The following is a 22,012-nucleotide window of genomic DNA, read 5'->3' as shown; positions in this document are numbered from 1 at the left end:
GCCATCCAGAAGTTCATGCCGAGCGCCGAGATCCGCAGCGTGCTGCGCACGATCTTGGGGCGTTTGGCAGATCCTCGGCCTTGCGCACGGTCTCGTCGGTCATGAGGATCTCGTACTGTGTCGTCATCTCGGTCTTCTCGGCCTCGAGCTCGGCGAGGCCGAACCCGATCAGCCGCGTGACGTACACGGGCACGTACTCGGTGGCCGACACCCCGGCCGTCTTGCCGACCGTGGAGGCGTTGCGCAGCAGCACCCGGCCGGTGCGCTTCTCGGCGATGTCGACCACGGGGTAGTCGGTGCCGTCGGAGAGCGTCGAGATGATGCGCGCCTCGTCCGGCGTGAGCTGACGCAGCATCGAGGCGTAGAGGTAGTCGCGGGCGGCGTCGCGGTTCATCAACGTCGAGCGGTTGAGCAGCGCGGCCATGCCGGCGCGGAGCGGGTCGTGCGGCAGCGGCAGCGCAACGGCCGTCGACGCGCTGCGCGCGCCCGATCCGGTCGAACCACTGCCGGTACCGGCGGTTCCGGAACCGTTCGTGCCGTGGTCGGCGCCGTCACCCCGCACAACGGGATTCTCGGGCACGGTGGGCAGGTCCGTCAGCTCCATCAACCGGCGGTTGCTGGCGCTCTCCATCCGCTTGTGGAGCTCGGTGAGCGCCTTCTGCTCGAGGTTGCGCAACGAGCGCTCGGCGCTGTCGGCGCCGGGTACGCGTTTGCCCAGCGTGTACCCCGTTCGCGCCGCCCATCCGGCCAGTTTCCCCGCGCGCTGCATGAACTCGTCCGCTTCCACACCCGTGATGCTACTGGCACCACCAAACGGCCCTGTTGATCACTACCCGTTGCCGGGGCGACACGCAAAGCCGTAACACGGGGGTCAGGTCTTCGGCACCTGCCCGATACCGCCGCAGTTCGGACACGCCGTGCCGCGATTCGGCGTCAGGCCCGATCCGTGGCATCGCGGACAGTCGACCATGTCACCGACCTGGACCACATGAACCTCCCGGAGCCGACGCCAGTTCCGTCCGAGTATCGACAGGCGAACTGTATTGCTCCGGACCCCGGTCCGGTTCCGCCGACAGGACCAGTTTGCAATTTGCAAGGTTCACGCTCGGTACGCGACATCCGGACCGGAAACCGTCGGGCGCCCGCGGGTCGTACCGGTACGCAACGCACGACTGCCCGGCAGAAGTCCCCCTGCGACTTCTACCGGGCAGTCGTTTCCATTCCCCGAAGTTCCGGTGCTTCCCACAGCTCCGGATCCCCTCCTGCTCCCCGGCGCTTCCCACGGCGCCGGGTATGGCCGGCGGTTCGAAGGTCCCCACCTCGAACCGGACCGGCCAGGTGCACTCCCCGCCACCTCGGCGATGTCCCCGCGCCGCAGGCGGAGCAGTGCACGTCTCCCTCGTGGCTCGTCGGTTCCCTAGTCCGCGAGCCACGTGCGGGCTGCGTCGAGCCCGTCGAGGGTGATCTGGTGACCACCCGGGTGCCAGTACTCGGCGACGTGCGCGCCCCGCTCCCGGAAGGTGCGAACCAGCCGTTCGCTCGAGTCCAGCGGCGCCATCGGGTCCTGCCTGCCGTTGGCGAGGAACACGCGCGTGCCCTCCAACGCGGTGGCAGAGGCCTCCGGCAGCTTCTCGTCGGGCAGCGGCGACATCGACGAGAACAGCAGCACCTCGTCGAGCACGTCGGGGCGCAGCAGCGCCACGGCGGCGGCGATGTTGGCGCCGTTCGAGAAGCCGGCGGCGACGAGCCTGCGGCCGGCGAGGCCGTACTGCTCGCGCGCGGCCTCGACGAACTCGGCGAGCTGGCCCGCGCGGACGACGACGTCCTCGACGTCGAACACGCCCTCGCGCAGCCGGCGGAACCAGCGCGCCGCGCCGCCCTCGGACACCGGCCCGAGGGGCGCGATCATCGTCGAGTTGGGGCTCAGCTCCTTGCCGAGCGCCAGGATGTCGTCGGGGCTGCCGCCGGTGCCGTGCAACAACAGCAGTACCGGCTCGGTGCTGCTGCCCTCGACGTAGCGGTGCTCGAGCGGCAGTTCGGTCGTCCTGGTCATCACAGCTCCGGGTTGTTCTCGGCGGGCAGCTGCAGCTGCGGAAGTGCGGCGGCGATCTGCTCGCGGGTGGGCTCGAGCCACGGCGGCAGCTTCAGGGCGCGGCCGAGTTCGAGCAGCGGCTCGTCGGCGTCGAAGCCCGGCTGGTCGGTCGCGACCTCCTGCAGGACGCCGCCCGGCTCGCGGAAGTAGATGGAGCGGAAGTACTGGCGGTCGAGCACCGAGGTGACGCCGACGCCCTGGTCGACGAGGTCGGCGCGGAGGGCCAGCTGCTCGTCGTCGTCGGCGGCGCGCCACGCGACGTGGTGCACCGTGCCGCCCGCCACGACGCCCCTGGGCGCGTCCGGCGTGATCTCGACGTCGACGAAGGTGCCGGGGCCGCCGTCACCGGCCTGGAACCGGTACCGGCCACTCTCCTGCGAGGCGAGCGACAGGCCGAGACCGCGGGTGAGCATGTCGGCCGTGGCGTCCTCGGTGGTCACGGACATCGTCACCGAGTGCAGGCCGCGGATCGCGTGCTCGGCGGGCACGAACGGCGTGTCCCACGGGTCGCGCGGGTCCGGCTGCTGGTGGGCGACGAGCGCAATCTGCAGGCCGTCGGGGTCGCGGAACGTCAGCGACTCCTCGTTGTCCCTGGTCACCACGGTCCCCGGCGTGACACCGGAGGCCTCGAGGTGCTGCTTCCACCAGCGAGCGAGTGCTCGGGGACCGAGAACGCCGTGGTCGTGGCCTGGCCGGTGCCGATGCGCCCCTCGGGCACGCCGCGCCACGGGAAGAACGTCAGCAGCGTGCCGGGTCGACCGGCGCCGTCACCGTAATAGAGGTGGTAGGTCTCGGGGTCGTCGAAGTTGACGGTCGTCTTCACCAGCCGCAGGCCGAGGCCGCGCAGGTAGAAGTCGACATTGCGCTGCGGGTCGCCACCGATCGCCGTGACGTGGTGCAGGCCGCTGGTCGTGAATCCCATGGCTATCTCCTCCGAACTCGATGACTGGAACTTATCCCAGAAACATCTCGCGTGCAAGACTTATTCCCGAGAGAGTTTCGCTGGAGAGATGCATCCGGGTGAGAATCTGCTCCGGGAGTCGTCGTGTACGCTCGTCCACGTGACGACAGAGCCGGACGACGACGAGATCGTGACCTGGTGGGGCCTCGTGATCGAGGGCTACCTGGCCACCCAGGACCGACTGATGGGCGAGATCGCCGAGCGCTTCGGGCTCGCGCCCGCCTCGTTCGACATCCTCTTGCGGCTCGTCCGATCACCGGAGCACCGCCTTCCCATGACGCGCCTGGCGAAGGAGGCAGCCCTGTCGAGCGGCGGCTTCACCAAGGTCGCCGACCGCCTCGTCGCCGCCGACCTCATCGAACGGGTACCCAGTTCCGAGGATCGACGCGTCACGTACGCCTGCCTGACCGAACACGGCCGCGACGTGGCGTCCCAGGCCCGCAAGGCCTGCGCCGACATCCTGCGCGAACGCGTGCTCACCCCCCTCGGCAACCGCTCCTCCGAGGAACTCGCCGAGGCCATGCGCACCCTCCGCACCGTCAACACCCCGGCCCCGGAGTAACCCCCGGTTTCAAGCTCCCGAGGGCCCCATAGTCGCGTTGAACGCGACTATGGGGCCCTTGGGAGCTTTTGAGCTCAGCGGGGTTCGACGGGCATGGCCTGGGTGGTCAGGGTGCCGTTGTCGGCGGAGCGGACCGTGACCGGTTCGACCGGGCTCCGCACGTCGAGCAGCAGGTCCGGGCCGATCGCCGTCGCCACCGCCGGGTGCAGCACCGGCACCGCGAACCACAGCTCGACCTCCGGGCCGTCGACCACCGCATCCACCGACACCGGCACCGACGCCCCCGCATCCGCATCCGACGCCGACACCGGTGCCTCCGCATTCGCCGCCGGCGTCAGGGTCAGGCGGCCGGGCTCGGCGTTCAGCCGCACGGTCTCGTCGGCGACGTCCTCGAGTTCCGCCAGCAGCGCCGCCTTCGCGACGACGATCCGCGTCCGAGGGGAAGGCAGGTTCTCGGTCATCGCCCGGTGATCCGGGAACTGCCCCGCCGCCACGTGAACGGACACCTCGCCTTCGGCGAACCGGCAGCGCAGCGCGTCCGGCAGGGCTTCCAGTGACACGCGGTGCGCCCGCCGCAGCCGAACCAGCGCCGACCGCAGTTCCGTCCCGTCGAGGGTGCCGACCCAGGAACCGGTCACCGAGTCGGGCACGAGGGTCCGTGTCGACAGCCGGAACCGGTCGGTCGCCGTCAGCGTCACCGCCTCGCCGGCGATCTCGACGTGCACGCCCGAGATCACCGGGAACTCCTCGGCCTCACCGGTCGCGGCCAGGACCTGGTCGACAGCGGCGGCCAGCACCGGCCCCTTCACCGTCGCGAGCGGAATCGCGGACGCCCCGGTCAGCGCCGCCTTGATCTCGACGGCCGCACGGCGGGCGTCCTCGGCCCGCGCGGACAGGCCGGCCACGTGCTCGTCGATCATCCGGGCCGCGTCGGCCGGGTCCGCGAGGACGCGCTCGACGGTCGGCAACGGCATCTCGAGACTCCGCAGCCGCCGCACGGCGATCGCGCGTTCGAGCTGGTCGGGAGCGTAGTAGCGGTATCCGGACGAGCCGTCGACGCTGGCCGGCCGCAGCAGGCCGACGTCGTCGTAGAACCGCAGGGCGCTCGCCGTCAGGCCGCTGCGGCGCGCGAACGCGCCGATCGGGATCAGCTCGGGGTCAGCCATGTCGTCGATGCTGACCGTTCAGCAGGCTCGAAGGTCAAGTCCACCTTTGGCGGCTTTCCGGCGAACACGATCTGTGGTCGCATGGTCACCCGACCGCGCATCTTTGAGTAAGGTAAGACTATCCTCACCAAGATCCCGACCCGCTGAGGTACTCGCGCTTTGAGGTACGCCGTGACCACCGCCGCCGCCGAGTCCGTCCTCGACTGCGTCGGCAACACCCCGATCGTCACGCTGCGCCGGCTGTTCCCCGAGCCGGACGTCGAGGTGCTGGCCAAACTCGAACTGATGAACCCCGGCGGCAGCATGAAGGACCGCTCCGCGCGATTCATCGTCGAGGGCGGCCTCAGTGACGGCACCCTGCGCGCGGGCAGCACGCTCATCGAGAGCAGCTCCGGCAACTTCGGCGTCGCGCTGGCCATGGCCGCGCGGGTGCACGATCTGCGGTTCACGTGCGTCGTCGACCCGAAGACCACCCGCGCCAACCTCGCGCTCCTGCGCCATCTCGGCGCCGACGTCGACATGGTCGACGACACCGACGCCCACGGCGGTTACCTCGGCAGCCGGCTGCGGCGCGTGCGGGAACTGCTGGCCGAACGGCCCGGCGCGGTGTGGATCAACCAGTACGCCAACGAACGGAATCCGCAGGCCTTCTACCACGGCATCGGCGCGGAACTCGTCGACCAGCTCCCCGCGGCACCAACCGTCCTCTTCGGACCCGTCAGCACGACGGGCAGCCTGCTCGGATCGGCACGCCGCCTGCGCGAACGGTTCCCGGACCTGCGGGTCACGGCCGTCGACGCCGCGGGGTCGGTGATCTTCGGGGGCCGACCCGGCAGCGCGAGCTGCCCGGGATCGGCTCCAGCCGCGTTCCGGAACTGTGCCGGCCCGACGAGATCGACGACGTCGTGCACGTCACCGACGCCGACGCCGCGCTCGCCTGCCGCGAACTGCTGTCGGCGGAGGGGATCTTCGCGGGCGGATCGAGCGGCGCGGTGATCGCCGCGCTCCGGCGCAGCCTTCCCGACCTGCCGAGACCGTGCCGTGTCGTCGCGATCCTGCCCGACCGCGGCGACCGCTACCTCGACCTCGTCTACGACGACGACTGGCTCGCCGACGCGATCGCCCGGCGCGGGTGAGGCCGGCCGTGACCGACGAACCGCCCACCCAGCCGACCGCAGGGGCCGATCCCACGGTCCTCGCCGAGCTCGTCGACGCCCTGATCCGCGAACGGATCCACGGGTTCGCCGACGGGACGGTGGACGGCGACTGGTACCGCGTCGGCGACGTGCGGTTCCGCATCCGCGCGGGCGGCGGACTGCAACCGTGGCGCTATGCCGGCGGCCCGGTGCTGATCGGCGACCACGGCACCACCGACCCCGACGCGCTGCTCCGCGCGGTCGCCTGCACCGATCCGGCCGCCGTCCAGGTCGCCGAGGATCTGCGCACCGCCGCCGCGCACGCCGCCGTCCCGGCCCGCGCGGGCGATCCGGAATCGGTTGCCGCGCAACGGGGACGGCCGTTCCACCCGACGGCGCGGGCCGTCGTCGGCTGGACCGTCGACGAACTCACCAGCTACGGCCGAGGAACGTTCGGCCTCGACTGGCTCGCCGTGCGGACCGAGGCGCTGCGGTTCGGAAGCGGCGACTGGAACACCGACACCGTCCCGGACATGCCCACCGACGCGCGCCCCGGCGAGACGCTCGTTCCGGTGCACCCGTGGCAGCTCGACCACGTACTCGCCACCGAGTTCGCCGCCGACGTGGACTCGGGAATCGTCCGCGTGCACCGGCGCGACACGGGACGCTGGCGTGCGACGTCGTCGATCCGCACCCTCGCGCCGGACGAGGGTGGATCGTCCCGACACCTCAAACTTCCGCTCGGCGTCAACACCCTCGGCTCGCAGCGACTGTTGCCGCCGCGCTATCTCGACAACGGCGAACGCGGCGAACGTCTACTCCGGACGGTTGTCGAGCAGGATCCGAACCTCGCCGACCTGGTGCTCGTCGCCGACGAGACGACGTGGTGCGGCTGGAACGGCGACCCGGCCGACCCCGCCGACCCGTACGCCGACCGGCCGGGCCACCTCGCCGCGCAGGTGCGCAGCTATCCGCCGGGCGCCGACCGGGCCGTGCCGATGGCGGCGCTCGCCGCAGTCGACTGGCACACCGCGTATCCGGTCGACCCGGTACCGTTCTTCCGCACCCTCTCCGGCGATTTCTGCGCCATGGCGGTGGGTTTCCTGGCCCACGGGATCCTCCCCGAGGTCCACGGCCAGAACGTGTTGCGCGCCGGACGCCGCTTCGTGCTCCGCGACCACGACACCGTGCGCTACTGCCCCACACAGTTGTCGACGCCCGATCCGCAGTACCGCGTCAAACCAGGCGCACGACAGTCGCTGCGCATCGACGCTCCGGCGGAACTCACCGGGTATCTGCAGACCCTCGGTTTCCAGGTGAACCTCTACGGCATCATCGACGCACTCACGCGCGCCCACGGCGTCTCGGAACGTCTGCTGTGGACAGCACTGCGCGAGGCGCTCGAGGTCGCCCTCGACCGCTACGCGCCCGCGAACTCCGCACGACCCTGCTCGACGCGCCCACCTGGCCGCACCGCCGCGTCCTCTCCCCGCTGCTGGCCCGGGGCCGGTCGACGGGCCTCAGCATGCCCGCCGACACCGGATCGGTCCCGAATCCGCTGCGGCCGACCAGCCCCGCCGGGTCCGCGCCCGAGGCCGCGCGGCATGCGGCGCGGCGCCGGGTGCTCAACGCCTACCTCCGCGAGAACGGCATCCACGACGTCGGAGCGGGAACGCTCGAGCTGACCATGCCGACCACGGGACGTACCGTGCGGCTCTCGGTCACGCACGCCTCTCCGACCGGCCATCACGACTACGCCGCGGTGCCGCACAACGCCGTCCGCACGGTGCTGGACGAACTCGAGGCGCGGACCGGGTTCCGCGGGGCGCGCGTGCTCGAGGCGCAGATCGCCGGCAGCGCGGAGAACACCGCACGGTTCCTCGCCGCGAGGGGCCGCAGCGCACAGGACCGTCCGCAGCGAGACGGCGACCCGGCGCGGGCCGCCGAGCAGAACGTCCTCTTCGGACATCCGTTCCACCCGACCCCGAAGAGCTCCGAGGGTTTCAGCGCACGGGACCTGCGCGATTTCGCCCCGGAACTCGGCGCCGAGTTCTCCTTGGAGTATGTCGCCCTCGCCCGCGAACTCGTGCACGACGAGGGTCGGCTCCCTGTCCCCGAGTACGTGACGGCCGCGACCCCCGCCGGGTTCGCGCCGATTCCCGTCCACCCGTGGCAGTACCGCCACCTGATGCGGAATCCGGCCGTGCGCAAGCTCGTCGACGAGGGGGCGATCGTGTCGCTCGGCCGGCTCGGCCCTCCGGTGTATCCGACCTCGTCGGTGCGCACCGTCTGCGACCCGGCGGCGGGTTCGTCGTGGAAGCTGCCCCTGCACGTGCGGATCACGAACTTCGTCCGCAACACGCCGTGGGAGCATCTGCGCCGGGCGGCCGACGCGATGCGGATCGTCGCGGCCCTGCCCACCTACGACGGATTCGGTGTCGTGGCCGAGAACGGCTTCCGCACCCTCGCCCCTGGCGCCGCCGGGCACGGCCTGGCCTGCGAACTGAACGCGCTCCACCGGTCGAGCGATCCGGAGGCGCTCGTGCTCGCGGGCCTCCTCGACGATCCGGCCCGGTTCGCCGCACGGATCGCCGATCCGGCCGAATGGCTCGCCCGCTACGTCACCCTCGCCCAACGGCCCCTGCTGACGGCCTTCACCGACCACGGCGTGGCCTTCGAGGCGCACGTGCAGAATTCCTTGGTGTGCCTGGACGACGACGGGATGCCCACACGTTTCCTGGTGCGCGACATGGAGGGCGTCGCGATCGACCGCGCACGGCATCCGGGGCTGCCGCCCGAGAGCCCCGCGATGTATCACCACGACGAGGCGTGGCAACGGCTCGTGTACCACGCGGTGACAAACCAGCTCGGCCATGTGATCCACACACTCGGCACCTCCGCCCGTGCCTCGGAACGGGCGCTGTGGACGGTCGCCCGCGAGACCATGCGGCCGTGGCCCGAGGCGGAGAGCCTCCTCACCGCGCCGACGCTGCCGGCGAAGGCCAACCTGCTCAGCCGGTTCGTCCAGCGCGGCGAGCGGCCGTACTTCGTGGAGATCCCCAACCCACTTCGGGAGGATGCGTCCTGATGCCGGAGACGACCCGACTCGACGCGGCCCTCACCGGCCCGGCGGCCGCGGCCGTACGCAGGCGCGTGTTGCACCAACTGCTCGGATCGCTGCTCTACGAGGACGCCGTCCGTGCCGGCGACGGCGAGCTCGTCTGCCCCAACGGCGCGCGGTACACGTTCCGCGCGCGACGGCGGTTCACGTTCGGCCGGGTCACGGTCGACGACCTGCGCACCGCCGACGGCACCGAACCCGCGTCGGTGAGCGGGTTCCTCGCGACGTGGCCGACCTGCTCGACGCCGACCCCGAGCGGATTCCCCACCTGGCCCGCGAACTCGAGGAGACCTACGTCAAGGACGCCCTCTCCCAGCACCACCGCCACCATGCCGAGGACACGCCCCTGCACCGGCTCGACGCCGACGCCCTCGAGGCGCGATCACCGACGGACATCGCTACCACCCGACGTACAAATCGCGCCTCGGCTTCGGTGTCGACGACAACCTCGCCTACGGGCCGGAGTTCCGGCCGAACGTCCGTCCACTGTGGCTGTCGGTCGACCGGTCGATCGCCGAGGTGGCGGGCCCGGCCGACGAAGGCGCGTTCCTGCGCGCGCAGTACCCGGAGGCGGCCGGGCCCAGCCGGACGCTCGTGCCGGTGCATCCGTGGCAGTGGGACCGCCACCTCGCCGCGGCGTTCGCCACCGAGATCGCCTCCGGAGCGATCCGGCTGCTCGGCCCGGACCCGGATCGTTTCCGCCCCCAGCAGTCGATCCGCACGATGTCCTGCGTGGACCGGCCGAAGCGGCCGTACCTGAAGCTGTCGATGTCGATCGTGAACACGTCCACCAGCCGGGTTCTGGCACCGCACACCGTCCACAACGCACCGGCGATATCCGCATGGCTCGCCGGCATCGCCGCCGACGACCCGTTCCTGCGCGACGAGCTGCGCACGGTGTTCCTGCGCGAACTGATGGGCACCGCCGTGACCGCCGGCGACGACCCGATCCGCCGCGGCAGCACGTACGGCACACTCGCCTGCATCTGGCGGGAGAGCCTCCATCCGTATCTCGACGCCGGCGAATCGGGCGTCCCCTTCACCGGACTCACCGCGCGCGACATCGACGGAACACCGTTGATCGATCCGTGGGTCCGCGAACAGGGCCTCACCCCGTGGGTGCGGCGCATCGCCGAGACCGTCGTCGTCCCCGTGCTGCACCTGCTGTGCCGGCACGGCATCGCGCTCGAATCACACGCGCAGAACATGGTGCTGCTGCACCGCGACGGCGTGCCCACGCGCGTCGCGTTGCGCGACTTCCACGACGGGGTCCGCTTCAGCCGCGACCGGCTCGCCGAACCCCAGCGCGCCCCGACCCTGCGCTCGACACCGTCGTACCACGAGAACCGCAACTCGTTCGTCGAGACCGACGACCCCGCGCTCGTCGCCGACTTCGTGCTCGACGCCCTGCTGTTCGTCGGCGTCGGCGAGCTCGCGATCTTCCTCGCCGACGCTACGGACTCGACGAACGCGAGTTCTGGGCGATTACGGCGGACGTCCTGCGCCGGTATCTGCACCGTTGTCCCGAACCCCGATACGACCTGTTCACCCCGGAGGTGGCCGTGGAGAAACTGACCAGCAGACGTGTGCTGCCCGACACCGAGCTGCGCATCCACCCCGTCCCCAACCCGCTCGCGAGCGCATGACCGGCGGCCGCAAGGACAACATCGCCGACCTGCCCGAGCCCGTGTGCCGGTACCGCTACGACCTCGTGGGCATGGCCGAGCATGTCGGCAAGGTCGTGGCGCAACTTCCCGAGCGCTGCCGGATGTTCTACGCGATGAAGGCCAACAGTGCTCCCGAGGTCCTCGGCACGCTCGCCCCGATCGTCGCCGGGTTCGAGGTCGCCTCGGGCGGCGAGATCACGAAGGCCCGTGCGGCAGGCGCGGACGTTCCCGTGGTGTTCGGCGGCCCCGCGAAGACGCCGGCCGAGATCGCGCAAGCCCTCGACGCGGGCGTCGTGCGGTTCCACGCCGAGAGCGTGCTCGAACTGCACCGCATCTCCGCGGTGGCCGTCGCCGCGGGCCGCGTGGCGGACGTGTTGATCCGCGTCAACCTCGCAGGCCCGTTCCCACCGGCGACGATCGCGATGGCGGGCGGCGCCACCCAGTTCGGCATCGACGAGTCCCGGCTCGGCGACGCCATGCACGCGGCGGCCGAGCTGCCCGGGGTGCGGTTCGCCGGCTTCCACCTGCATTCGCTGTCCAACAACCTGTCGCCGTCGGCGCATCTGGAGATGCTGACGCTCTACCGCGACAAGATCACCGGCTGGGAACGCCGGTTCGGCGTGCGGTGCGAGGTCGTCAACGTCGGCGGCGGGATCGGCGTCAACTACCTGCCCCCGACGGGATCGGCGTCCCACGGCGAGGTTGGCCCGCAGTTCGACTGGCCGTCGTTCACGTCCGAACTGGACAGACTGGTGGCCACGTTTCCGCCGCACTGGGCGGAGGTCGACTTCGAGTGCGGCCGGTTCCTCGTCGCCCCGTTCGGCACCTACGAGGTCGAGGTCCTCGACGTGAAACGCAACCACGGCACGCAGTACGTCGTCGTGCGCGGTGGTACACACCACTTCCGCTTGCCCGCGTCGTGGCAGCACAGCCATCCGTTCCGGGTGCGCGCCGTCGACGACTGGCCGGACGCGTTGCCCCGTCCCGCGGCGACAGGGTCGGCGGTGACCGTCGTCGGCGAACTGTGCACCCCGAAGGACGTGCTGGCCCGCGACGTCGTCGTCGACCACGTGCGCGCGGGCGACGTGCTCGAGTTCGTCCACGCCGGTGCGTACGGCTGGGAGATCTCGCACCACGACTTCCTCAGCCATCCCCACCCGGAGCACGTGTTCCGCTGAGGACGAACACCCCACGGCCGACGAAACTGGCACACTGCGGTGGTGAGCCCCGATTCCACCGCATCCTCCCGTTGGTCGCGGTGGTTCGGTTCGGGGCACTGGCCGCGGTTGCAGGGCGTCGTGGCCGCGGGGTCGGCGGCCGAGGGCCTGATGATCGCGGCGATGCCGATGCTCGCGGTGACGATCACGACCGATCCACAGGCCGTGTCGCTCGTCAACGTCGTCGGCCAGTTGCCGTGGCTGTTGCTGGCGTTGTTCGCGGGGCTGCTCGTCGACCGGGTCCGGCGCACGAGCGTGCTGATGACCGGACAGGTGCTGCTCCTCGTCGCGGCGGGCGTGCTGGCCGTCGCCGGTTCGCTCGACGCGTTGACGTTGCCGCTGTTGCTGTGCGTCGCGTTCGCGGTGACCACGGCACAGGTGCTCGGCGACGGCGCGAGCGGGGCGCTGCTGCCCACGATCATCACGCGCGACCGGCTGCCCGCCGCCAACGCGCGGATGATGCTCCTCGAACGCGGCATTGCGCAGTTCATCGCCCCACCCGTCGCCGGCGCGGTCCTGGCGCTCGCGTTGGGCGGGCCCGCGTGGATGGCGTGCGGCGCGGCGGTGGCGGCGTTGCTGCTCGCCGCGGGCCTGCGCCGGTCGGCGGAACCGGTCGCCCCGCCACGGCCCGCGACCCGCAGCAATCCGTTCCGCGACATCGCCGAGGGGCTGCGGTATCTGGTCGCCGCGCCGCTGCTGCGGGCCGTGACGGTGACGGTCGCGCTCGGGTCGTTCGCCGCGAGCGCGACGATCGCGATGCTCGTGCTGTACGTGACGCAGGAACTGGGCCTGGGCGAGCTCGGCTACGGCGCCATGTTGGCGTGTTTCGCCGCGGGCTGGGTACTGATGACGTTCGCGGTGCACCGCGTCGTCGACCGGTTCGGCTACTCGTGGTCGATGCGCATGTCGTCGACCATGGCGATCGTCACCGCCGTGCTGATCGCGGCCGCACCGCCGTCGCCGGTCTTCGTCGGCGCGGTGCTGGCACTGCAGTCGGCGGCGGTGCTCGTGTGGAACGTCTGCTCCCAGTCCACGCGGCAGCGGTTCACGCCGAACCGCCTGCTCGGCCGGGTCCTGACCAGTCACAAGATGCTGGCGTGGGGGCTGACGCCGCTCGGCGCGCTGATGGGCGGTTTCGTCGCCGCGAACTGGAACCTGCGCGGCGTGTGGTGGATCGCGGCCGTCGTGGACGCCGTCGCCGCCGCCGTCGTCTGGGCCACCATGACCCCACGCGCCTTCCGCCACGCCGAACGCGAACACGAGAACGGCGACTGACCGCCACGAGACGCCAACACGGCGACGCCAAACGCTGACACGGCCGCGTGAGGTGCTGACACGAACGGAAGCGACGAGTCCAGTGGGCTCGTTACCGTGGAGCGATGAAGGTCCAGGAACTTATCGGCATGCTCCTGAGCCCGCCACGGCTTCAACGAGCCAGGTTCGGCTTCGAGCAGATTCAGGTGCCGAGCAACAACGTCGCGCAGGCGGGCACCTGCCTGTACGGACAGGGCGGCGTTGCCGTGGTCACGCGCTCCGACGTCGGGCTCACGCAGTACTACAGCCCGCTCGCAAGTCGGAGCAGGTACGCCGACGGCAGCATCGAGGACGGCCCGCCGACCGGATTCGAAGGCACATTTCCCTTCACCTTGTTCCTACCCCAACACGCGCCGATCCTCGGACGAACCGGCGACGACTGGATCATCGACCGCGTCGACGCCGCGTCGGACACACAGGTTCGGGCGACCTTGCACCACCTCGACGCGGACGACTACGCCGCGACCATCGACGTCGCGTTGCCCTGGGGGATCATCACCACGTTCGACGCTCCCCACCAGTACGCCCGTCTCATCGATCTGGAGATCGACCAATTGTCGGAGGCTGACGACCAAGAGCTCCACCGGGCAGCTGCCCTCGAACCGATCGACCGAGCCACACCCGTTCCCGGCTGGTGATGGCCACACCAAGCGCCAACACGGCGACGTGGGGTGCTGACACGGCGGCGTGGGGTGCTGACACGGCGACGCCAACTGCTGACACGGCGGACGGGGTTATTGGGTTGCTGTGGGGGTTTGGGGTGGGGTGAGGCCGGAGAGCAGGTCGGCGAACATGGTCCAGACGCCGGGGATGAGCAGGACCGCCAGCACCGAGAACGCCGGGAACAGCACCTTGTTCTCGAAGGTGCGGCCCGTGCGGAACCGCAGCAGCGCGGGCGGGCGCAGTTCGTACCAGGTCTCACCCGCGATCGGCAGCGGGAACAGGAACGGACAGCCCGACTCGGTGAGCGCATCGCCGAGGCAGTGCGTCACGCACCCCAACGCGACGGCGAGTCCGAGCAGTCCGCCCATCGCGGCGAGTTCGGTCAGCGCGTGCGGCGAGACCTCCCACGCCCACCAGATCGCCGCGCCGCCGGTCAACGGCAGCAACCAGTCGCCGAGTGCGTTCTCCGCGAGCAGCAACCCGACGATCACCACGCCCGCGACGACCCACGGCCCGCCCGCCTCGGTGCCGAAACCCACGGCCAGGCCGACGAGCACGGCGAACAGCACCGTGTGCGACAGATGTCGGTGCGTGCCCGCGCCGTCCTCGTCGCGCGGGCCCTTCGTCACCGAGTACACCGCCGACGACGTCGCTCGCAGCATCCGCGACAACATCCCCGTCAACGGGCCCAACAGCCGCGAGGCCCGCGCGTTCGGATGGTCGAGATCCGGCAGCAGGGCGTAACCCGCCGTCGTCGCCGCGAACACCAGGGCCTGGGCGAGCGAGCTGACGCCGGCGAGCGGCGCGACGGCGAGCCCGGCACACCAGCCGGTGAGCGCGTGGGTGCGGCCCATCATGGGGTGGTCGTCCTCCAACACGAAAGCGGCACGAACAAGATCGACACGCAGTCTTGCGCATGGCACCGACAACCTCGCCGGACCCTACGAAAGTCGCGAAAAAGACGCCCGCACTGCGGCGGACGGGAGCGACTACGGGACACTGGCGCGAGCTCGCCGGGTCGCGGCGCAGCGAGGGCGCGCCGTCGACTCGGCGGGTGATCATCGACGGCATCGGGTAGACCGAGGGCCATGCTCCCGACGCTGATCAGGCCCATGCTCGCCGTGCAGGGCGAACTGCCCGCCTCCGACGGATGGGCGTTCGAGTTCAAGTGGGACGGCGTGCGCGCGCTCGCGCGGATCGCGACGGCCGGTGCACCCTGTTCTCCCGACGCGGCGGGGACATCACGGCGACCTATCCCGAACTGTCCGGCCTCGGCGGACCGAATGGACTCGGCGGACTCGGTGGGGCAGGCGCGCCGGACGTTCGGGCCTGGCTCGACGGCGAGATCGTCGCCCTCTCCGGTGGAGTCCCGAGCTTCGCGGCGCTGCAGCGGCGCATGCACGCGGGCGGCGCGCGTGCCGAGCAACTCGCGGCGCAGCTGCCCGTCACGTATGTCGTGTTCGACCTCCTCCACCTCGACAGCAACGGTGCGAGCAGCGACGACGGTGACCACAGCGGCGGCAGCCTGCTGGCGTTGCCGTACGAACAGCGCCGGCGCCTGCTCGAGGAGCTCGCACCCGACGGGCCGCACTGCATGCTGTCGCCGCGGTTCGACGACGGCGCCGCGGTGGTGGCCGCGGCCGCGCAGCAGCGTCTCGAGGGCGTCGTGGCGAAACGCCTCGCCTCGCCCTATCGCGAGGCCAGCCGCAGCACCGACTGGGTGAAGATCTCCGAACGCCACACCATCGAGGTGGTCATCGGCGGTTGGCGACCGGGCGAGGGGCGCCGGGCGGGCACGCTCGGTTCGCTCCTGCTGGGGCGTCCCGACCCGGCGGTGGACGGGCTGCGTTACGTCGGACAGGTCGGCAGCGGGTTCAGCGAGGCGATGCTGACCGACCTCTCCGCCCGGCTGAGCGGAATCCGGAGCGAGAACTCGCCGTTCGGAACCGACATTCCCCGAGAGCGGGCGAAAGGCGCACACTGGGTGCGACCCCACATGGTCGGCGAGGTCGAGTTCAAGGCCTGGACCGAGGACGGCAGACTCCGCGCCCCGTCGTGGCGCGGGCTCCGCCCCGACCGAACCCCGGATGAACTGGCCGCACAGGAGACGAGGCCATGACCGAGCACAACCCCGCCGTCGACATCGAGGGCCGTCGACTCAAACTGTCCAACCTGGACAAGGTGCTGTACCCGGAGGACGGGTTCACCAAGGGCCAGGTGATCGACTACTACGCGGCGATCGCCCCGGTGCTCCTGCCGCATCTGCGGGACCGGCCGTTGACGCTGAAGCGCTATCCGGACGGCATCGAGGGGCAGTCGTTTTTCGAGAAGAACGTCGCCAGGCACGCACCGGACTGGGTGCGTACGGCCCGCATCGACACACCCGGCAGCGCACGCGGCTCCGAGTACGCCGATTTCGCCGTGGTGCAGGATCTTCCGACACTCGTGTGGACGGCCAACCTCGCGAGCATCGAACTGCATGTTCCACAGTGGACCGTCGGGCCGCGGGACGGCCGAAAAGAACCGGACCTGCTCGTGTTCGACCTCGACCCGGGCGAGCCCGCCACGATCGTCGAGTGCTGCCGGGTCGCCCTGCTGCTGCGCGAGGCACTGGCCGAGGACGGGTTCGACGCCTACGCAAAGACGAGCGGTGCCAAAGGGATGCAGCTGTACACACCGATTCGCACCAACGAATCCGGACATCCCCGCGAGTACGCACACATGCTCGCCAGCCGGCTCGAGCGTGAAGTGCCCGATCTGATTGTTTCCCGAATGACGAAAAAACTTCGACACGGCAAGGTACTGATCGACTGGAGCCAGAACAACCCGCAGAAGACCACGGTTGCCCCGTACTCCCTGCGGGCCCGGCCGCGACCCACCGTGTCGACTCCCATTACGTGGGACGAAGTAGCAACTTGCAGTAAGCCCAGCGATTTAGTGTTCACTGCCCGAGATGTCCGCGGGCGCGCAGAGTCACACGGTGACCTGTTCGGCCCCCTCATCGGGGGCGACCGACCACTGTTGAGCGCAACATTGATCCACCATGGGTAGCGTCGGTTCTACATGCAGTACACGACTTACGTAACCGAGCGGAATATCCGCGTCCACACACGGATTCAGTCCTGCTCCGACACCGCCGGAGCGTTAACCTGAAACGTATGCCGAAGTTCGATTCGGGTAGCCCCACCGATCGACTCCACCGAATCGAGGTGGTCACCGATGCCGAGCTCGCCCACCTGGATGTCGAACGGCTGCTGGAGGAGGTCCTGGGGCGGGTTCGCGACCTCCTCGACGCCGACACCGCGACCGTTCTGCTCCTGGATGCCAGCGGACAGCAGCTCGTCGCGGCCAGCGCGGCCGGCATCGAGGAGGAGGTCCGCCAGGGCAGCAGGGTACGCATCGGCGAGGGCTTCGCCGGCGCCATCGCCGAGACCCGGCAGCCTCTCGTGCTCCGCCGGGTGGACGAGACGACGGTGGTCAACCCGATCCTCTGGCACCGCGGCATTCGCGCCCTCGCGGGCGTCCCGCTGATCGCCGGCGACCGGCTGCTCGGCGTGCTGCACGTCGGAACGCTCACCGAACGTGCCTTCACCGACCAGGACATCGAACTGCTCCGCGTCGCGGCGGACCGGATCGCGCTGGCCGCCCAGAACCGGATCACCAATGCCGACCGTGTCGCCGCCTCGGCGCTGCAGCGCACGCTGCTACCCGGAAAACTGCCCGAGATTCCGGGTTTGGAGCTCGCCGCCCGCTATGCTCCCGGCGAGGCGGGCGGCATCGGCGGCGATTGGTACGACGTATTCCGGCTCCCCACCGGTTGGCTGTGCGCCGCGATCGGCGACGTCGTCGGCAGGGGCCTGCCCGCCGCGGCCGTCATGTCGCGACTGCGGACGGCGATGCGCTCGTACGCCCTCGACTCCGCCGACCCGGCCGAGGTGCTCACGAAACTCGACCGCCACATACGGCATTTCGAGTCGGAGATGATGGCCACCGTCGCGTACGCGATGTGGGAACCGTCACTGGGGCGTATGCACATCTCGCTCGCGGGGCATCTCAATCCGGTGGTAGCACCGGAAAGCGGCGTCGCCCAACTGCTCGACCTCCCCATCGACCCGCCCGTCGGCGCCGGGGCCGTTCCGCGGCAACGCCGCACGACCCGGGTCGACGTCGCACCGGGCACGAGCGTGCTGTTCTACACCGACGGCCTGGTCGAACGCAGACGGCGGCACCTCGACGACGGCCTCGAGGTGCTGCGCGACACCGTGCGGTCGGGCCCGGCGGAGCGGCTGTGCTCCGACGTGATGCTCACCCTCGTGGGCGAGGACCCCACCGACGACGACATCGCGATGCTGGCCGTCCGCAGGCGACCCGTGGAGGAGCAGCTCGAGCTGGCTCTCACGCTCGACGCGCTTCCCGAATCGTTGGCCGAACTGCGCGCCGCATTGCGCCGCTGGCTGCCCACCGTCGGCGCGACCGAGGACGACGTCGCCGACCTGCTGGTCGTGGTGGGCGAGGCCGGGGCCAACGTCATCGAGCACGCCTACGGGCCGCTCGGCGGCAAGCTCGAGTTGCGGCTTTCGGCATCGAATGAGCAGATTGAGGGAACCATCCGCGACGAAGGACGGTGGCGTTCGCCACGAGGCATGGGCCGCGGCAGAGGAACACAGTTGATGCGGGAATTGACCGACGAACTCCAGATCGACCACGACGACGCCGGCACCACGGTCCGGCTGCGCAGGACACTCGGAGCGAGCGATGACCACGGCGCACGTTGAGGCCCGCGCGGCGGACGAGCCCCGCACCCTCGACATCACCGTGAGCGGCGAGATCGATCTGTCGAATGTCGAGCAGGTGCGGGACGAGCTCTACCGCGCCATCGCGAACGACCTGGTGCTCGTGCGACTCGACCTCAACGCAGTGTCCTACTTGGACAGCTCGGGCCTGCGGATCCTGTTCGCCCTCGCCGACCGGCTCCAGCTGCTGCAGACCGAACTGTCCGTGCTGGTCGACCACGGCACGCCCGCACGGCGCATCGTGGAGCTGGCCGGTTTCGACTCGGTCGCCGACCTGAAGCCGTAACACCCCGAACGCCCGGGATTCAGCGTCCTGGATTCTGGGCGGCCCGGGGTTCTCAGCCCCTTCTCAGCCCAGTCCCGCGGTCAGTTCCGGGATGCGATCGGAGTAGCGGGCGAACAGCTCGGCGTTGCGCTCGTCGCCGCCCGGCACGTTCGCGCTCGTCCACAGTGGAAGGACGCTGCCGCGTTCGGCCGCCTGCCGGTGCAGTTCGGCCAGCAACGTCGACCACGTGTAGGCGCCGAGGATCGTCGAGACCGCGGACGTCCGCGGCTCGCCGTCCGGGTGCACCGCGTCGCCGGGCGGGACACCGGTGTCGAGCACGATGTCGGCGTGGTCGGCGACCTTCGAACCGGAACGGTCCGTGGCACCCGCCGACGCCGCCAACGACGTGACGGCGATCACCGGAACACCGCGTGCGGCGGACTCCTGCGCGATCTCGACCGGGTACGGATTGCGCCCGCTCGTGGAGAACACGACGACGACGTCGGGGGCGGCCGGCGCGACGCCGTCCACCAGCGCCTTGCCACGGCCCATCTCGCGTTCGGCCGCGGTGCTGCGCAACGCGCCGTCGAGCGGGACGACCTCCGGGTCCCACAGCGGCCGCACGGCCGCGAGGCCGCCCGCCCGGTAGAACGTCTCGCACACCATCGCCACGGAATGTCCCGCGCCCGCGGTGTGGATGACCCCGCCCGCGTCGACACAGTCCAGCAACGTCGTGCCCGCGCGCTCGATGTCGGCGGACCGGCTGTCCACCGCGTCGAGCAGTCCGCGCACGGCTTCCCTCATCGCGCACCTCCAGCGTTCGCCAGCGACGTTAGGTTCGCACCACCGGCCCACCCAGGCACGTCCCCCGCACGTGGCATGTCGACTTTCTCTCATTCGCCGCCGCGGGCGTGTAGCGCGGGTTCAGGCGGGTAGGCCGAACCGCTCCGCGCCGTGGATCGCCCTGCCCGCGACGACTGTCGCCTGCACCTCGAGGTCACCGAGCTTCGCGCTCGGAACCTCGGTGGGGTCGTCGTCGAGCAGGACGAGGTCGGCGAACATGCCCGCGGCGAGGGTCCCCCGCACGTGCTCCTGCCCGGCGGCGTACGCGGCGTCGACGGTGAAGGCGCGCAGCGCCGTCTCGGCGTCGACACACTCGTCGGCGCCGATGACGGCCCCGCTCTTGGTGGTCCGTTCGATCATCGACCGCATGCCCAGCAGCGGCGCACCGGCCGAGACGCACGGCCGGTCGGAGCTCGCCGGAACCCGAACGCCGGCGTCCACAAAGGACTTGTGGCGGTACACCCACGGCAGACGTTCCTGGCCGATGGCGTCGGCGATCGTGTCGCCGATCTCGTACAGGAACCGCGCCTGCGGCACGGGCACGACGTCGAGCGCCTTCAGGCGCGCCAGCTGATCGGGCCGGGTCATCGCGGCGTGTTCGATGCGGTGGCGCACGCCCGGTCGCGGCAGTTCGCGCTGCGCCTGCTCGAAGATGTCGAGGGTCAGGTCGATCGCGCGGTCGCCGATCGCGTGGGCCGCGACGCGCCAGCCGCCGTGGTGCGCCGCCAGGATCGCGCGCCGCAGCACGTCGGGGTCGTCACCGAGCACGCCGTGTGCCTCGGCGTCACCGTGGTTGCAGAACGGTTCGGTGACCGCGGCCGTGCGGCTCGACAGCGCACCGTCGGTGAAGATCTTCATCGGGCCGATGCGGAGGAAGTCGTCGCCGAACCCGGTGCGAATGCCCAGGTCCAGGCCGTAGGCCTCGTCGACCTCGTGCAGCACCTCGCGCGCGGGCATCAGCTCGACGCGCTGCTTCAGGTCGCCGCGGGCTCGTGCGAGCTGGTAGGCGGCCGCCTCCGCCGGGCTGTGCCCGATCCACCCGCCGCCGATACCCGCCTCGGTGACGTGCGTCAGGCCCTCGGCGGCGTACACCGCGGACGCGCGCGTGATCGCGTCCGCGAGGTCGCCCACCGGGTACGGCTTGACCAGGCGGTCCACGAGCTGCTGGGCCTGTTCGGCGAGCAGGCCGGTGGGCGCGCCGGCTGCGTCGCGTTCGACGACGCCGCCCTCCGGCACGGCCGCCGAACCGTCGAGCACGCCGGTGAGTTCGAGGATCTTCGTGTTGACCGTGGCCATGTGGGCCGAGCGGTGCTTGAGCCACACGGGACGCCCGCCGCCCGCGCGGTCGAGCTCGGCCCGGTCGGGATGCCCGCCCAGTGCGAAGTCGTCGTAGCCCGATCCGATCACCCAGCCGTCGGCGGGCAGCTTCGCGGCCTCGGCGGCGACGGTGTCGTACAGCTCCTGCGGCGAGGAGATCGTCGACAGATCCGTCTCGGCGAGCGAGAGGCCGTACCAGACCATGTGGTTGTGGGCGTCGGAGAATCCGGGCGTGACGACCGCGCCGCCGCCGTCGACCACGTGCCGCGCGGGCAGGCCCGCGACGTCCTCGTCCAACCCCACGATCCGCCCGCCCAACACGCCGATCGTGTGCGCACGCGGGTGGGCGGGGTCCAACGTCAGAGCGCGCACGTCGCGCAGCAGCAGATCCAACATGCCCGACAGCGTAGAGCGCGAAACGCACCCCGTCCGCCGTGTCAGCATCCTGCGTCGCCGTGTCAGCAGTTGGCGTCGCCGTGTTGTGCCAACACCGCGACGTGGGATGCCAAGACGGTGACGTGGGATGCCAACACCGCGACGTGGGGTGCTGACACGGTGATTTCGGAGCCGGCAACAGGACTCGAACCCGCGACCTGCTGTTTACAAGACAGCTGCTCTACCAACTGAGCTATGCCGGCATTGCGTCCGCCGCATCGGCGACGTCGCGGACCCAGTATAGGGGCGAACATCACGCGCAGGGCGCGACTCCCGGACTTCCCGTCCCCCACACCCGCTTTACATGCTCCCACCTGCGATAACGACGACACGGGCGTACGTTGGGAGGAGCGCAACCGGCGTCGCGGAAACGTGGCTGAAACGTGTCGGACGACACAGCAACGGGGGTGCAACGGCGCGGCCTCACGCGGCGATTCCACGGGGGCACCAATGAGCAGCT

The 22,012-nt window shown here is 70.6% G+C and carries 20 protein-coding genes, 1 tRNA gene and 1 pseudogene; 13 read left to right on the top strand and 9 right to left on the bottom strand.

Annotation, left to right across the window (positions count from 1 at the left end; genetic code table 11):
• Positions 1 to 13: 13 nt before the first annotated feature.
• From BJF85_RS04280 to BJF85_RS04270, 3 genes and pseudogenes are all read right to left on the bottom strand, one after another.
• Positions 14 to 787: an Abi-alpha family protein gene (locus BJF85_RS04280; RefSeq protein ID WP_255375379.1), complete on the bottom strand. Its 774-nt coding sequence runs from the start codon at positions 785 to 787 to the stop codon at positions 14 to 16.
• A 630-nt stretch (positions 788 to 1,417) separates the two neighbouring features.
• The gene (locus tag BJF85_RS04275; protein ID WP_075845859.1) at positions 1,418 to 2,053 is read right to left on the bottom strand and encodes an alpha/beta hydrolase; all 636 of its coding nucleotides are present in this window, start codon (positions 2,051 to 2,053) and stop codon (positions 1,418 to 1,420) included.
• Positions 2,053 to 3,014 (bottom strand): annotated as a pseudogene (locus BJF85_RS04270) (ring-cleaving dioxygenase). The gene BJF85_RS04275 and the pseudogene BJF85_RS04270 overlap by 1 nt, the downstream one beginning before the upstream one ends.
• A 139-nt stretch (positions 3,015 to 3,153) precedes the next feature.
• Here BJF85_RS04270 and BJF85_RS04265 point away from each other — a divergent pair.
• Positions 3,154 to 3,615, top strand: coding sequence for a MarR family winged helix-turn-helix transcriptional regulator (locus tag BJF85_RS04265; RefSeq protein ID WP_255375378.1), 462 nt, complete (start codon positions 3,154 to 3,156; stop codon positions 3,613 to 3,615).
• A gap of 74 nt (positions 3,616 to 3,689) precedes the next feature.
• Here BJF85_RS04265 and BJF85_RS04260 read toward each other — a convergent pair whose 3' ends face one another.
• On the bottom strand, positions 3,690 to 4,781 hold the full coding sequence (locus tag BJF85_RS04260) for a MerR family transcriptional regulator (protein WP_075845857.1): 1,092 nt from the start codon (positions 4,779 to 4,781) through the stop codon (positions 3,690 to 3,692).
• 171 nt (positions 4,782 to 4,952) lie between these two features.
• Here BJF85_RS04260 and BJF85_RS04255 point away from each other — a divergent pair, with 171 nt between their 5' ends.
• From BJF85_RS04255 to BJF85_RS04245, 4 genes are read left to right on the top strand one after another with little or no spacing between them, the layout of a single operon-like run.
• Complete coding sequence (locus BJF85_RS04255) at positions 4,953 to 5,777, top strand: pyridoxal-phosphate dependent enzyme (protein WP_255375377.1); 825 nt, start codon at positions 4,953 to 4,955, stop codon at positions 5,775 to 5,777.
• Positions 5,675 to 5,917: a pyridoxal-phosphate dependent enzyme gene (locus BJF85_RS29585; RefSeq protein WP_369822075.1), complete on the top strand. Its 243-nt coding sequence runs from the start codon at positions 5,675 to 5,677 to the stop codon at positions 5,915 to 5,917. Before BJF85_RS04255 ends, BJF85_RS29585 begins: the two co-directional genes overlap by 103 nt.
• Before the next feature lie 8 nt (positions 5,918 to 5,925).
• Positions 5,926 to 7,602, top strand: coding sequence for an IucA/IucC family protein (locus BJF85_RS04250; RefSeq protein ID WP_139320454.1), 1,677 nt, complete (start codon positions 5,926 to 5,928; stop codon positions 7,600 to 7,602).
• On the top strand, positions 7,539 to 9,005 hold the full coding sequence (locus tag BJF85_RS04245; protein WP_158056761.1) for an IucA/IucC family siderophore biosynthesis protein: 1,467 nt from the start codon (positions 7,539 to 7,541) through the stop codon (positions 9,003 to 9,005). Before BJF85_RS04250 ends, BJF85_RS04245 begins: the two co-directional genes overlap by 64 nt.
• 94 nt (positions 9,006 to 9,099) lie before the next feature.
• Here the strand turns inward: BJF85_RS04245 and BJF85_RS29580 are convergent, their stop codons facing one another.
• Positions 9,100 to 9,390: a hypothetical protein gene (locus tag BJF85_RS29580; protein WP_255375375.1), complete on the bottom strand. Its 291-nt coding sequence runs from the start codon at positions 9,388 to 9,390 to the stop codon at positions 9,100 to 9,102.
• 29 nt (positions 9,391 to 9,419) lie between these two features.
• On the opposite strand from BJF85_RS29580, the gene BJF85_RS04240 reads away from it, so the two are divergent.
• The 4 genes from BJF85_RS04240 to BJF85_RS04225 all read left to right on the top strand — a co-directional run bounded on the left by BJF85_RS04240 (position 9,420) and on the right by BJF85_RS04225 (position 13,874).
• Positions 9,420 to 10,613, top strand: coding sequence for an IucA/IucC family siderophore biosynthesis protein (locus BJF85_RS04240; RefSeq protein ID WP_255375387.1), 1,194 nt, complete (start codon positions 9,420 to 9,422; stop codon positions 10,611 to 10,613).
• Between the two features lie 67 nt (positions 10,614 to 10,680).
• Positions 10,681 to 11,883 carry a type III PLP-dependent enzyme gene (locus BJF85_RS04235; RefSeq protein ID WP_075845854.1) on the top strand — a complete coding sequence of 401 codons (1,203 nt, stop codon included), beginning with the start codon at positions 10,681 to 10,683 and terminating at the stop codon, positions 11,881 to 11,883.
• A gap of 42 nt (positions 11,884 to 11,925) precedes the next feature.
• Positions 11,926 to 13,197: an MFS transporter gene (locus BJF85_RS04230; RefSeq protein ID WP_075845910.1), complete on the top strand. Its 1,272-nt coding sequence runs from the start codon at positions 11,926 to 11,928 to the stop codon at positions 13,195 to 13,197.
• A 104-nt stretch (positions 13,198 to 13,301) separates the two neighbouring features.
• Positions 13,302 to 13,874, top strand: coding sequence for a hypothetical protein (locus BJF85_RS04225; protein WP_075845853.1), 573 nt, complete (start codon positions 13,302 to 13,304; stop codon positions 13,872 to 13,874).
• A 96-nt stretch (positions 13,875 to 13,970) separates the two neighbouring features.
• Here BJF85_RS04225 and BJF85_RS04220 read toward each other — a convergent pair whose 3' ends face one another.
• The gene (locus BJF85_RS04220; RefSeq protein WP_075845909.1) at positions 13,971 to 14,756 is read right to left on the bottom strand and encodes a metal-dependent hydrolase; all 786 of its coding nucleotides are present in this window, start codon (positions 14,754 to 14,756) and stop codon (positions 13,971 to 13,973) included.
• Positions 14,757 to 15,067: 311 nt separating this feature from the next.
• Between BJF85_RS04220 and BJF85_RS04215 the strand changes: the two genes are divergently transcribed.
• The 4 genes from BJF85_RS04215 to BJF85_RS04200 all read left to right on the top strand — a co-directional run bounded on the left by BJF85_RS04215 (position 15,068) and on the right by BJF85_RS04200 (position 18,978).
• Complete coding sequence (locus BJF85_RS04215; RefSeq protein WP_369822072.1) at positions 15,068 to 16,018, top strand: hypothetical protein; 951 nt, start codon at positions 15,068 to 15,070, stop codon at positions 16,016 to 16,018.
• Complete coding sequence (ligD, locus tag BJF85_RS04210) at positions 16,015 to 16,950, top strand: non-homologous end-joining DNA ligase (RefSeq protein WP_075845852.1); 936 nt, start codon at positions 16,015 to 16,017, stop codon at positions 16,948 to 16,950. Before BJF85_RS04215 ends, ligD begins: the two co-directional genes overlap by 4 nt.
• Positions 16,951 to 17,057: 107 nt before the next feature.
• Complete coding sequence (locus BJF85_RS04205; RefSeq protein ID WP_075845851.1) at positions 17,058 to 18,674, top strand: SpoIIE family protein phosphatase; 1,617 nt, start codon at positions 17,058 to 17,060, stop codon at positions 18,672 to 18,674.
• A complete protein-coding gene (locus tag BJF85_RS04200; protein ID WP_075845850.1) occupies positions 18,655 to 18,978 on the top strand; it encodes an STAS domain-containing protein in 324 nt (107 codons plus the stop codon). The genes BJF85_RS04205 and BJF85_RS04200 overlap by 20 nt, the downstream gene beginning before the upstream one ends.
• 63 nt (positions 18,979 to 19,041) lie before the next feature.
• Here the strand turns inward: BJF85_RS04200 and BJF85_RS04195 are convergent, their stop codons facing one another.
• The 3 genes from BJF85_RS04195 to BJF85_RS04185 all read right to left on the bottom strand — a co-directional run bounded on the left by BJF85_RS04195 (position 19,042) and on the right by BJF85_RS04185 (position 21,755).
• Positions 19,042 to 19,761 carry an SIS domain-containing protein gene (locus BJF85_RS04195; RefSeq protein ID WP_075845849.1) on the bottom strand — a complete coding sequence of 240 codons (720 nt, stop codon included), beginning with the start codon at positions 19,759 to 19,761 and terminating at the stop codon, positions 19,042 to 19,044.
• Between the two features lie 120 nt (positions 19,762 to 19,881).
• The gene (locus tag BJF85_RS04190) at positions 19,882 to 21,513 is read right to left on the bottom strand and encodes an amidohydrolase (RefSeq protein WP_075845848.1); all 1,632 of its coding nucleotides are present in this window, start codon (positions 21,511 to 21,513) and stop codon (positions 19,882 to 19,884) included.
• 169 nt (positions 21,514 to 21,682) lie between these two features.
• A tRNA-Thr gene (locus BJF85_RS04185) sits at positions 21,683 to 21,755 on the bottom strand.
• Positions 21,756 to 22,012 lie beyond the last annotated feature (257 nt).

It is taken from the genome of Saccharomonospora sp. CUA-673 (assembly GCF_001942305.1).
Taxonomy (GTDB): Bacteria; Actinomycetota; Actinomycetes; order Mycobacteriales; family Pseudonocardiaceae; genus Prauserella.
The sequence above is the reverse complement of the archived record's forward strand: the minus strand, read 5'-3'. Positions and strand labels throughout refer to the sequence as shown.

What these genes read in the sequence shown, in the direction of transcription:
- BJF85_RS04275 (WP_075845859.1), bottom strand. Translation starts at nt 2,053, where the DNA reads ATGACCAGGACGACCGAACTGCCGCTCGAGCACCGCTACGTCGAGGGC.
- BJF85_RS04260 (WP_075845857.1), bottom strand. Translation starts at nt 4,781, where the DNA reads ATGGCTGACCCCGAGCTGATCCCGATCGGCGCGTTCGCGCGCCGCAGC.
- BJF85_RS04235 (WP_075845854.1), top strand. Translation starts at nt 10,681, where the DNA reads ATGACCGGCGGCCGCAAGGACAACATCGCCGACCTGCCCGAGCCCGTG.
- BJF85_RS04225 (WP_075845853.1), top strand. Translation starts at nt 13,302, where the DNA reads ATGAAGGTCCAGGAACTTATCGGCATGCTCCTGAGCCCGCCACGGCTT.
- BJF85_RS04220 (WP_075845909.1), bottom strand. Translation starts at nt 14,756, where the DNA reads ATGATGGGCCGCACCCACGCGCTCACCGGCTGGTGTGCCGGGCTCGCC.
- ligD (WP_075845852.1), top strand. Translation starts at nt 16,015, where the DNA reads ATGACCGAGCACAACCCCGCCGTCGACATCGAGGGCCGTCGACTCAAA.
- BJF85_RS04205 (WP_075845851.1), top strand. Translation starts at nt 17,058, where the DNA reads ATGCCGAAGTTCGATTCGGGTAGCCCCACCGATCGACTCCACCGAATC.
- BJF85_RS04200 (WP_075845850.1), top strand. Translation starts at nt 18,655, where the DNA reads ATGACCACGGCGCACGTTGAGGCCCGCGCGGCGGACGAGCCCCGCACC.
- BJF85_RS04195 (WP_075845849.1), bottom strand. Translation starts at nt 19,761, where the DNA reads ATGAGGGAAGCCGTGCGCGGACTGCTCGACGCGGTGGACAGCCGGTCC.
- BJF85_RS04190 (WP_075845848.1), bottom strand. Translation starts at nt 21,513, where the DNA reads ATGTTGGATCTGCTGCTGCGCGACGTGCGCGCTCTGACGTTGGACCCC.